Source organism: Thauera mechernichensis (assembly GCF_029588855.1).
GTDB lineage: Bacteria > Pseudomonadota > Gammaproteobacteria > Burkholderiales > Rhodocyclaceae > Thauera > Thauera mechernichensis.
Window position 1 is genome coordinate 1 of record NZ_JARQZE010000032.1, and the last position, 10225, is coordinate 10225.

Consider the following 10225-nt stretch of genomic DNA (forward strand, 5'->3'; position numbering starts at 1 on the left):
TGTGTGGAACCACCCCTTCCCTTCCCGAACAGGACCGTGAAACGCACATGCGCCGATGATAGTGAGGTCCGCCCTCGTGAAAGTAGGTCATCGTCAGACTAACCCACAAAACAAAGCCCTGCTCTCAAAAGAAAGCAGGGCTTTGGCGCGTCAACGCGCCCCAAAAACATGAACGCCACCCACAGCGCGCTCGAAAACAGCCGCAAAAGCCTCCATCGACACCAGGCAGATCACCCCCGCAACCGCCACGCCTCCCGGCGATGCCTCCAAAGCCCGAACCTCAGCACAACCTCTTCTTCAGGCGGTAGTTCAGCTGAGGACGCGTCATGCCAAGCAGGCGGGCCGCTGCCGATAGATTGCCGCCAGCGCGTTCTACCGCTCGATTGAGGAGGGCTTGCTCGAATGCATCGAGCTCGATGCCGCTGTCGAGTACGGCGTCGGGCAGGTCGATGCTGTTTGTCTGCTGCATGGTGTCAAGACTTCCGCTCGCGTTCAGCTGTTGCTGTAAGCCGGATTCCGGTGCTGCGCCGATGAAAAGGTGCTCCACTTCGACAAGGCCATTGAGCGGTGCGAGGATCACGCCGCGCTCGATCACGTTTTCCAGTTCGCGCACGTTACCGGGCCAGCTGTGGTTCTTCAGGGCGTGCATTGCTTTGTCGCTGATGCCTGACAGGCGTTTGCCGTGCAGTGTCTCGAAGCGTCGCATCATTGCTTCGACAAGCGTGGGGATGTCTCCCACCCGCTCGCGTAGTGGTGGGATCGTGACTGGGTAGACGTTGAGGCGGTAGAACAGGTCCCGACGGAAAGTGCCCGCATTCACCGCACGCAGCAGGTCGACGTTCGTAGCTGCTACCAGACGAACATTCACCTTCCGAGTGCGTTCATCGCCGAGGCGTTCGATTTCACCCTCCTGGAGTACTCTCAGCAGCTTTGCCTGGGCGGAGAGGGGGAGTTCTCCGACTTCGTCCAGAAAGAGGGTGCCACCGTCAGCGCGTTCGAACTTGCCGGCTCGTGAAGCGTGGGCGCCTGTGAACGCTCCTCGTTCAACCCCGAAAAGCTCGGACTCGATCAGCTCGTCCGGGAGCGCTGCGCAGTTAACCGCGACGAAGGCGGCATCCTTGCGGGGACTGAGCTCGTGCAGCGTGCGTGCGAAGCGCTCCTTGCCTACGCCTGTTTCGCCGAGCAACAGTACGGAAACGTTGGTGACCGCAGCGCGCGCGACGAGGTCATAGGCGTGAAGGAAGCCGGCCGAGTTGCCGATCAGATCGGGGGTCTTGCGCGGACAGGCGATGGTCCTGCGCATGGCTTCGATTTCCTCACGCAGTTCAAGCAGGCGCCCAACGATGGAGTCGGCCTCGAAATAGGGGCGCAGCTGGTCGGCATCCGGCCATTCCTCAACCGGTTTGCCAACGATGCGGCAGTGCTCGACTCCTGTGGCGGCACATTCGACTTCGCGGAACAGAATGAAACGGCCCATGAACGCGCTCGTATAGCCTGAGGCGTACCCGATCATCATCCAGCACACCGGGTTCTCGACCTCGCCGAAAGCCTGGACATGTGCTTCTGCTTCCCACGAGTGGTGCCAGATGAATTCGCCGTAGAAGGTACAGCCCGGCTGATTGATCTCGAGACGAACGGGTTCAACCCGGGCACAGCCTTCCAGCATGTGGAGCTGAGGCCCCATTACGAAGGCCTCGGCGGGGTCGGCCGAGCCGCGCGTGCGGCGAGATAGCTCCGCATCGCGCATACCCGATGCGAAGCCCATGCGGGTGAGGATGCGCCGTGCCTGCTCCTGTCCGACCGACGCGATGAGCTCCTTGCGTAACTCCGAGAGTGCGCCGGCATGCAGCAGCAGCATACGGTGCTCGCCCAGCCAGATCAGTCCTTCTTCCGGGGCAAACTTGAGCAGGCCGCGTAGGTCGGTGCTCTCCGGGTAATGGATGGAACTCAAGCCTCTCCTCCTCGTCCTGCCTCAATGCCCACTCTCCGGCGAGCCCTTGGTGTTCGCGTAGCGGTACGCGACACGTCATTCGGGAGCTTACCTGACACACGGGTACAGGAGAACTCCAGCGTTGTTCGAATAGTAAGCAAAATCTCGAGAAAAAGGAATTGGGTGGTATATTTCTTGAGTGGGGTTGTGGTGAGAAGGTGCGGTGCACGTTCTGCTCACACCTGTACGACAAGAATGGCGAGGAGGAGGAGCAAAGTGGTAGAGAAGTTTTCGGTATTGATCGAGGACAGCGGTGAGTTCGTGCGCTGTGGCGCGGACGATAACGTGTTGCGGGCGATGGAAGTCTTGGGGCGCAAGGGCATTCCGGTGGGCTGTCGCGGTGGTGGCTGCGGCGTCTGCAAGGTGCGGGTGACCGCCGGCCGTTACCACACGCGCAAGATGAGCAGGGCCTGCGTAAGTGAGGCGGAAGAGGCGGTCGGGATTGTTCTTGCGTGCAAGCTGTTCCCTGACAGCGACCTCGAGCTCAAGGTGGAGGGCAAGATGTTGAAGGCGTTGAAGAGGCCCGCGGTGGATGGGCCAAGGCAGGCGTAGTCCGGGCCTGCTCGGGTTGCGAAAGGGCTGGTACGCGTTGGCGTACCAGCCCTTTTTTCATGGTGCATGGCAATAAATGGAATTGATCAAATGATCAAGCGAGTTTTCTGTTTGAGCATTTCATCAACAGGAATCTTCCTCCGTCTCCGCTGTAAATCTCGAGAACATGGCTTAGTGCGCGTAAATGCTCGGAGTTGTGAGATTGGCACGGAATTTGTTTAGCTCCCTGCAGAAGCACCCCAGCATTCACCAGTTCGAACGGGAGGGACCTCGCCAAATGGACAAGCAAGCGCCTGTGATCGACGTCAGTAGAAAGTACGTGCGCCTCATCGAGCGGAGACCCGACGGTTTCATCGAGTTCGAGTTTGCGATCGGAGAGCCGGATCTGTTCGCCGAGATGTTGCTTCCAGCCGAGGCGTTCAAGGCGTTCTGCGAAGCCAACGAGGTCATCCATCTCGGTCCTCGCGAGGCCTCGGACGCGGCCGAGAACGCCGACTGGAACTGGAGCCTGCACCAGGCAACCCACCAGCGATTCCGTTGAATCGCTTACGAATCATAAGGAGGAGAGTTCATGCAGATCGATTTGCGCACGGTGTCAATCAAGCCTTTGCGGCACACCTTCGACAACATCGCACGCCGCATTGGGGGCGACAAACCGGCGTCGCGTTATCAGGAAGGCACGCTCGACATGCAGCAAACGGCCAACTTCCATTACCGGCCGACCTGGGATCCTGAGCACGACATCTACGATGCCTCGCGTACCGCGATCAAGATGGCGGACTGGTATGCGTTCAAGGATCCACGCCAGTTCTACTACGGCGCCTACACCATGGCACGCGCCAAGCAGCAGGATACCGCGGAGGCGAACTTCGACTTCGTGGAGAACCGTGGTCTGGCTGCGACGCTGCCTGAATCGGTGCGAGAGACCGTGCTCAAGGTGCTGCTGCCGCTGCGCCATGTCGCCTGGGGTTCGAACATGAACAATGCCAGCGTCTGTGCCTACAGCTACGGTACCGGCTTCTCGCAGCCACACATCTATCACGCGATGGATCAGCTCGGCATCGCGCAGTACATCACCCGTGTCGGCTTGCTGCTGGGCGATGTCGAGTCGCTCGAGGAGGCGAAGCGGGCCTGGGTGGAGGACGACGCCTGGCAGGGGCTGCGCCGTTACGTCGAGGACACCTTCGTCATCAAGGATCCGGTGGAGTTGTTCGTCGCCCAGAACGCTGCGCTCGACGGCCTCCTGTACGCGCTGGTGTACGAAACCATCATCGACGATGTGCTCTCGTCGCAGGGCGGCACGCCGGTGGCGATGCTCACTCAGTTCATGACCGACTGGTTTGCCGAAACCCGTAAGTGGGTCGATGCCACAGTGAAGATCGCGGCCAGCGAGTCGGCGGAAAACAAGGTTGTCATGGCCGGCTGGCTGACGCACTGGCGCGACCGTGCTGCTGCCGCGCTGCTGCCCGTTGGCCGCATTGCATTGGGTGATCGCGCCGACGAGGCCCTGGCCGAGGTGGTCCAGCAGTTCAATGCGCGCATGGCCAAGGCCGGCGTCACCCTCTGAGGAGAGCTACCGAATGTCGACCGTATTCCTTGCTTTGCAGACCAACGAGGAAACCCGCCCGATCATCGAGGCGATCCTGCAGGACAACCCCGGCGCTGTCGTCGATGAGCAGCCCGCGATGGTGAAGATCAACGCCGAGCGCGAACTCATCGTTCGCCGCGAGACGATCGAGGAGATCACCGGGAACGACTACGACCTGCAGTCGCTGCAGGTCAACATGATCACGATGTCGGGCAACCTCGATCAGACCGACGATGAAATCCGCCTTTTCTGGAAGGCCTGAGGGACATAGGAGACTCCGCACATGGACATGCAAGTTGCCAAGAAGAAACTGGGCCTGAAGGAACGCTACGCGGTGATGACGCGCGGCCTGGACTGGACGCCGTCTTACCAGAAGATGGAGGACATCTACCCTTACATGCAGTACGAGGGGATCAAGATCCACGACTGGGACAAGTGGGAGGACCCGTTCCGCCTCACCATGGACGCCTACTGGAAGTACCAGGCCGAGAAGGAGCGCAAGCTGTACGCGATCATCGACGCCTTCAACCAGAACAACGGCCACCTCAACGTCACCGATGCGCGCTACGTCAACACGGTCAAGCTGTTCATCAGCGGCATCAGCCCGCTCGAGTATGTTGCGCACCGTGGCTTTGCGCATGCCGGCCGCGCCTTCCCCGGCCCCGGGCCGCGCGTCGCCTGCCTGATGCAGTCGCTCGACGAGATCCGCCATGCCCAGACCCAGGTGCACTCGATCTCGAACTACAACAAGTACTACAACGGCATGCACGACTTCCACCACATGCACGACCGCGTGTGGTTCCTGTCGGTGCCGAAGTCCTTCTTCGACGACGCCATCACCGCCGGCCCGTTCGAGTTCATGGTCTCGATCGGCTTCTCGTTCGAGTACGTGCTGACCAACCTGCTGTTCGTGCCCTTCGTCTCGGGCGCGGCCTACAACGGCGACATGGGCACGATGACCTTCGGCTTCTCGGCGCAGTCCGACGAAGCGCGCCACATGACGCTGGGCCTGGAGGTGATCAAGTTCATCCTCGAGCAGGACCCCGCCAACGTGCCGATCGTGCAGCGCTGGATCGACAAATGGACCTGGCGCGGCTACCGCGTGCTGACCCTGGTGGCGATGATGATGGACTACATGCTGCCCAAGCGCACGATGAGCTGGAAGGAAGCCTGGGAGGTTTACTTCGAGGAGAACGGCGGGGCGCTGTTCAAGGACCTCGCGCGCTACGGCATCACCATGCCCAAGTGTGCCGAACAGATCGCGCTCGAGAAGGATCACCTTTCGCACCAGGCCTGGAGCACTTTCTACAACTACGCCGCCGCTGCCAACTTCCACACCTGGATGCCGGATGAGGACGAGATGGCCTGGCTGTCGAGCAAGTACCCGGAGAGCTTCGACAAGCATTACCGCCCGCGCTACGAGTTCTGGCGCGAGCAGGCCGCCAAGGGCAATCGCTTCTACAACAAGACGCTGCCGATGCTGTGCCAGACCTGCCAGATTCCGATGCTGTTCACCGAGCCGGGCGACCCGACCAAGATCTGCTATCGCGAGGTCGATTACAAGGGCGACAAGTACCACTTCTGTTCCGACCACTGCAAGGAGATCTTCGAGCACGAGCCCGAGAAGTACGTCCAGTCCTGGCTACCGGTTCACCAGATCTATCAGGGCAACTGCTTCCCCGAGGGTACCGATCCCACCGTCGAGGGCTTCGATCCGCTGGCGGCCGTGCTGAAGTACTACAACCTCGAATTCGGTCGTGACAACCTCGACTTCGACATTTCCGAGGACAAGAAGAATTTCGCCGAATGGCGTGGCCAAGCGACGAAGAACGCTTGATCGTCCACCGCGCCGGGTACGAAGGTGCTCGGCGCAACAAGGACTTAGCTAGGAGACAAGACATGGCTGTTGCCGCTGTTTCGAAATACGAATTCGCCCCCGCCGACACCCAGGACAAGTTCCACGGTGCCCAGTTGCTCTACATCGGCTGGGAGGACCACCTGCTGTTCTGTGCCCCGTTCTGCTTCCCGTTCCCGCCGACGATGCGCTTCGGCGACGTCGTCGCCGGCCCGATGCAGGCCGCCTTCGGCTACCACCCGGACTTCGCCCGGATCGACTGGAGCACGGTGGAGTGGCTGAAGTCGGGTAAGCCGGTCGTGCTCGACTTCGACAAATCGCTCGCCGACAACGGGCTCAAGCACAAGGACGTGATCCGCTTCCGCACGCCTGGACTTGCTGGCATCAAGGGGTCGTGCAGCTGACGCCGAGCAGGGATGGCAGCCCGTTCTGGCGGGCCGCCATCGGCATCCGGTGGAGAACGGAAAGGAACGGAAACGGATCATGAGCTACGAACTGACCATTGAACCAATCGGCCAGACGATCGAAGTGGAGGAGGGGCAGACCATCCTCGACGCCGCACTGCGCGCCGGCATCTGGCTGCCCCATGCCTGTTGCCACGGCCTGTGCGCGACCTGCAAGGTGCAGGTGATCGACGGCGAGGTCGACCACGGCGAGGCGTCGAGCTTCGCGCTGATGGATTTCGAGCGTGACGAGGGCAAGACCCTGGCCTGTTGTGCGCGTCTCGAGTCCGACGTGACGATCGAGGCCGAGATCGAGGAGGAGGCAGACGCGGAGTCGATCCCGGTGCGCGACTTCCCCGGTACCGTGACCCGCATTGAAACGCTCACGCCGACGATCAAGGCGGTCTTCATCGAGACTGACGAGCCGATGCATTTCCAGGCTGGCCAGTACATCAACTTCTTCCTCGAAGGCGGCGAGTACAGCCGTGCCTTCTCGCTGGCGAACCCGCCTTCGAGCGGACGCGAGGTCGAGCTCAACATCCGCGTCGTCCCGGGTGGCCGCGGCACCACCTGGATCCACGAGCAGCTCAAGGTCGGCGAGCGCGTGCGCCTGTCCGGTCCCTACGGTCGCTTCTTCGTGCGCAAGTCGGCGCCCGAGGCGCTGCTGTTCATGGCCGGCGGCTCGGGGCTGTCCAGCCCACGCTCGATGATCCTCGATCTGCTCGAAGCGGGTGATACGCGGCCGATGACGCTGGTGTATGGGCAGCGCAACCGCAGCGAGCTTTATTACCACGACGAGTTCCTCGCGCTCGCCGCGAAGTACCCGAACTTCACCTACGTCCCGGCCTTGTCCGACGAGCCGGCCGACTCGGCGTGGAACGGTTTGCGCGGCTATGTCCATGAGGCCGCGGCGACGCACTTCAACAATGACTTCCGTGGCCACAAGGCCTACCTGTGCGGCCCGCCGCTGATGATCGACGCCTGCATCACCGCACTCATGCAGGGACGGCTGTTCGAGCGTGACATCTTCATGGAGAAGTTCTTCTCCGCGGCCGACGTCCAGCAGGTTCGCAGCCCGCTGTTCAAGCGCATCTAGTGCAAGGCGCCGGCGTGGCCGGCATCCGATTGCGCAGGGGAAAGGGCCTCAACCGCTGCGCGCAACATCGAGGCAATGCAAGGCGCCGCCGGCCGTCGGCCGGGGCGAACAATCACGAAGGAGGGACATACCTATGGCAATGACTGGCGTTCTGCGTCCGGGCCACGCTCAGATCCGCGTTCTGGACCTTGAAGAAGGCATCAACCACTACGGCAAGGTGCTCGGCCTGATCGAGACGGGCCGTGACAGCCAAGGCCGGGTGTACTTCAAGGCCTGGGACGAGCGTGACCACAACAGCGTGATCCTGCGTGAGGCCGACACGGCCGGCATCGATTTCTTCGGCTTCAAGGTCGCCGACCAGGCCACGCTGGACAAGCTCGACCGTGACCTGCAGGCCTACGGCCTGAAGACCGAGCGCATTCCTGCGGGCGAACTGCTCGAGACGGGTGAGCGCGTGCGCTTCGAAGTGCCGTCCGGGCACCAGATCGAGCTCTTCTGGGAGAAGAGCGACTACGGCACCGATGACACCTACACCAATCCGCCGCCCTGGACCGATGAGGCCGAGCGTGGCATCGCGCCAATCCGGCTCGATCACTGCCTGCTCTACGGTCCGGACATCGAGAAGGTGCAGGACATCTTCTGCAAGGTGCTCGGCTTCTATCTCGTCGAGCACGTGATCATGGAAGACGGCAAGACCGACCTGGCGATCTGGCTGTCGTGTTCGACCAAGGCACACGACATCGCTTTCGTGCGTCACCCCGAGCCGGGCAAGTTGCACCACGTCTCGTTCCTGCTCGAAAGCTGGGAAAAGGTGCTGCGTGCGGCCGACATCATGTCGATGAACAAGGTATCGATCGACATTGGTCCGACGCGTCACGGCATCACCCGCGGGACCACGATCTATGCCTTCGATCCGTCCGGCAACCGCTTCGAGACCTTCTGCGGCGGCTACCAGTGCTATCCCGACTGGAAGCCCGTCCGGTGGACGTGGGACGAGGTCGGCACGGGGATCTTCTACCACGACCGCAAGCTCAATGAACGCTTCCTGACGGTCGTGTCCTGAGCGCTTCGCCTGCTTCCCGCAGGCTCTGGCCCCGCGGCGCGGCATGCGTCGCGGGGGCGGTCAGCACGGCGGGCTCAGAGCTTCTTCTTGCCGGTGAAGAAATCCGTCGGCATGCGCTTGACTGCATCGAGCGTGCGCAGGATGTGCTCGGTCAGGATGGAGGTTGCGCGCGTCGTATCGCGCGCAAGCGTTGCATCGAACAGGGCCTGATGCTCGGCGTGGATGTCGCGCTCGATGGGTTGGCGGAACAGGCTGATCCTGCGATAGCGCTCGGACTGTTGATAGAGGATGTTCTGGAAATGGCGGATCCAGCGCGAGGGCGAGGCCGAGATCAATGCCTCGTGGAAGGCGCGGTTGCGCTTCTCCCACTCTTCGGTGGTGCCCGGGTCGTGGTCGGCCAACTTCTCTTCTGCGCGCGACAGGCGGTGGAATGCGGCGACGACGCTGGCTTCCCAGTCGTCGCCACCGAGCGTGATCGACTGGCGCAGGGCCTCGGTCTCGAGCAGCACGCGGGTGCGGGTAATGTCTTCGAAGTCGGCGATGGAGATGGGCGCGACGCGGAATCCGCGCTGGCCCTGTGTCACCACGAGCGCATCGGTCACCAGCAGCAGCAAGGCCTCGCGCAGGGTTCCTGCGCCGACGTCGTACTGGTCCTTGAGGTGCTCGACGCGGAGTTTTTCGCCGGGTGCATGGACGCCTTCGATGATGTCGCGCCGCAGACGCTGGTAGGCGCCCTCGACCAGGGTTTTGGGTTCGGCAGCGGCATTCGACAACAGGGCGGCTTCGCTCATGATGGCTGAAGGTAATGGTCCGATGTAGCTGGATTCTAGCCCACTGACGTCTTGTTCGCAGGCTTAATCAAATCTCGAGAAAAGCGCTTGACGTCGATAAAATGCTCGATTACCTTCGTCAAGCCGTCACAGTGACCCGCCATTGCCAGGAGCACCGAGGATGAAGATTGCAGTTCAGCAAGCCACGATCAGCTGGGAGTCAGCTCATGTAGCCGTACGCGCGGCGGTTGAGTGCGCTGTCGAGCTTGGCGTCCGCATCAACGTCGGCGTCGCCGACTCGGCAGGAAACCTGGTCGCATTCCTGCGCATGCCGGGCGCCTTTCCGCAGTCGATCGGGATCGCCATCGACAAGGCGCACACCGCTGCAGGCTTCGGTTTCCCCACTGCAGACTGGATGAAGATTGTCGGTGACAACGAGGGCATGAAGTTCGGCTTCTCGGCGCGCCCCGGCCTGGTGGTGTTTGGCGGCGGCCTGCCTGTCCGTGTCGATGGGCAGCTCGTCGGCGGTATCGGCGTATCCGGGGCGTCGGAGGAGCAGGACAGTGTCTGTGCGCGGGCAGGGCTGATCGCCATTGGCGCTGACGATGTTCCGCTGTAGTGAGTGGCTGGCTCCCCTCCAGTCCAAGGTTTGCAGTCGTGCGGCGGTCCGCCGTGCCTCTCCCTCTCCCCTGACCGCCGCACGGTCTGCATTCTCTCGAGATTCAAGAAACAGGAAGACGTCATGAACAAGATCAAATGCGCCCTGATCGGTCCGGGCAACATCGGTACCGACCTGCTGTACAAACTCAAGCGCAGTCCGGTGCTCGAGCCGGTGTGGATGGTGGGCATCGACGCCAGCTCGGAAGGC

General features: G+C 61.9%; 11 protein-coding genes, 1 rRNA gene and 1 pseudogene. 11 read left to right on the forward strand and 2 right to left on the reverse strand.

The features are described from left to right. A 5S ribosomal RNA gene (gene rrf, locus P7F68_RS20005) occupies positions 1-99 on the forward strand; the annotation flags it as partial. A 181-nt stretch (positions 100-280) separates the two neighbouring features. On the opposite strand, the gene P7F68_RS19675 is transcribed toward rrf, so the two are convergent. Further along, positions 281-1951, reverse strand: coding sequence for a sigma-54-dependent Fis family transcriptional regulator (locus P7F68_RS19675; protein ID WP_002941023.1), 1671 nt, complete (start codon positions 1949-1951; stop codon positions 281-283). A 255-nt stretch (positions 1952-2206) separates the two neighbouring features. Here P7F68_RS19675 and P7F68_RS19680 point away from each other — a divergent pair, with 255 nt between their 5' ends. The 8 genes from P7F68_RS19680 to P7F68_RS19715 all read left to right on the forward strand — a co-directional run bounded on the left by P7F68_RS19680 (position 2207) and on the right by P7F68_RS19715 (position 8587). Continuing rightward, positions 2207-2542: a 2Fe-2S iron-sulfur cluster-binding protein gene (locus P7F68_RS19680; protein WP_002941022.1), complete on the forward strand. Its 336-nt coding sequence runs from the start codon at positions 2207-2209 to the stop codon at positions 2540-2542. Between the two features lie 277 nt (positions 2543-2819). Continuing rightward, positions 2820-3083 carry a phenol hydroxylase subunit gene (locus tag P7F68_RS19685; RefSeq protein ID WP_002932129.1) on the forward strand — a complete coding sequence of 88 codons (264 nt, stop codon included), beginning with the start codon at positions 2820-2822 and terminating at the stop codon, positions 3081-3083. A gap of 30 nt (positions 3084-3113) precedes the next feature. Further along, positions 3114-4109 (forward strand): aromatic/alkene monooxygenase hydroxylase subunit beta, encoded by a 996-nt coding sequence (locus tag P7F68_RS19690; protein ID WP_277835635.1) that lies wholly within the window; start codon positions 3114-3116, stop codon positions 4107-4109. Between the two features lie 13 nt (positions 4110-4122). Then, positions 4123-4392, forward strand: coding sequence for an MmoB/DmpM family protein (locus tag P7F68_RS19695; protein WP_002932127.1), 270 nt, complete (start codon positions 4123-4125; stop codon positions 4390-4392). Positions 4393-4413: 21 nt separating this feature from the next. Beyond that, positions 4414-5967 carry an aromatic/alkene/methane monooxygenase hydroxylase/oxygenase subunit alpha gene (locus P7F68_RS19700; RefSeq protein ID WP_002932126.1) on the forward strand — a complete coding sequence of 518 codons (1554 nt, stop codon included), beginning with the start codon at positions 4414-4416 and terminating at the stop codon, positions 5965-5967. A gap of 62 nt (positions 5968-6029) precedes the next feature. Continuing rightward, positions 6030-6389, forward strand: a complete 360-nt coding sequence (locus tag P7F68_RS19705; RefSeq protein WP_002932125.1) for a phenol hydroxylase subunit P4 — start codon at positions 6030-6032, stop codon at positions 6387-6389. 79 nt (positions 6390-6468) lie between these two features. After that, positions 6469-7524 (forward strand): NADH:ubiquinone reductase (Na(+)-transporting) subunit F, encoded by a 1056-nt coding sequence (locus P7F68_RS19710; protein WP_002932124.1) that lies wholly within the window; start codon positions 6469-6471, stop codon positions 7522-7524. Positions 7525-7657: 133 nt separating this feature from the next. Further along, positions 7658-8587, forward strand: a complete 930-nt coding sequence (locus P7F68_RS19715) for a catechol 2,3-dioxygenase (protein WP_277835637.1) — start codon at positions 7658-7660, stop codon at positions 8585-8587. Between the two features lie 74 nt (positions 8588-8661). On the opposite strand, the gene P7F68_RS19720 is transcribed toward P7F68_RS19715, so the two are convergent. Next, a complete protein-coding gene (locus P7F68_RS19720; RefSeq protein WP_002941012.1) occupies positions 8662-9378 on the reverse strand; it encodes an FCD domain-containing protein in 717 nt (238 codons plus the stop codon). A 160-nt stretch (positions 9379-9538) separates the two neighbouring features. Between P7F68_RS19720 and P7F68_RS19725 the strand changes: the two genes are divergently transcribed. After that, positions 9539-9976, forward strand: a complete 438-nt coding sequence (locus tag P7F68_RS19725) for a GlcG/HbpS family heme-binding protein (RefSeq protein ID WP_002932116.1) — start codon at positions 9539-9541, stop codon at positions 9974-9976. A 123-nt stretch (positions 9977-10099) separates the two neighbouring features. Then, positions 10100-10225, forward strand: a pseudogene (locus tag P7F68_RS19730) (acetaldehyde dehydrogenase (acetylating)); the annotation flags it as partial.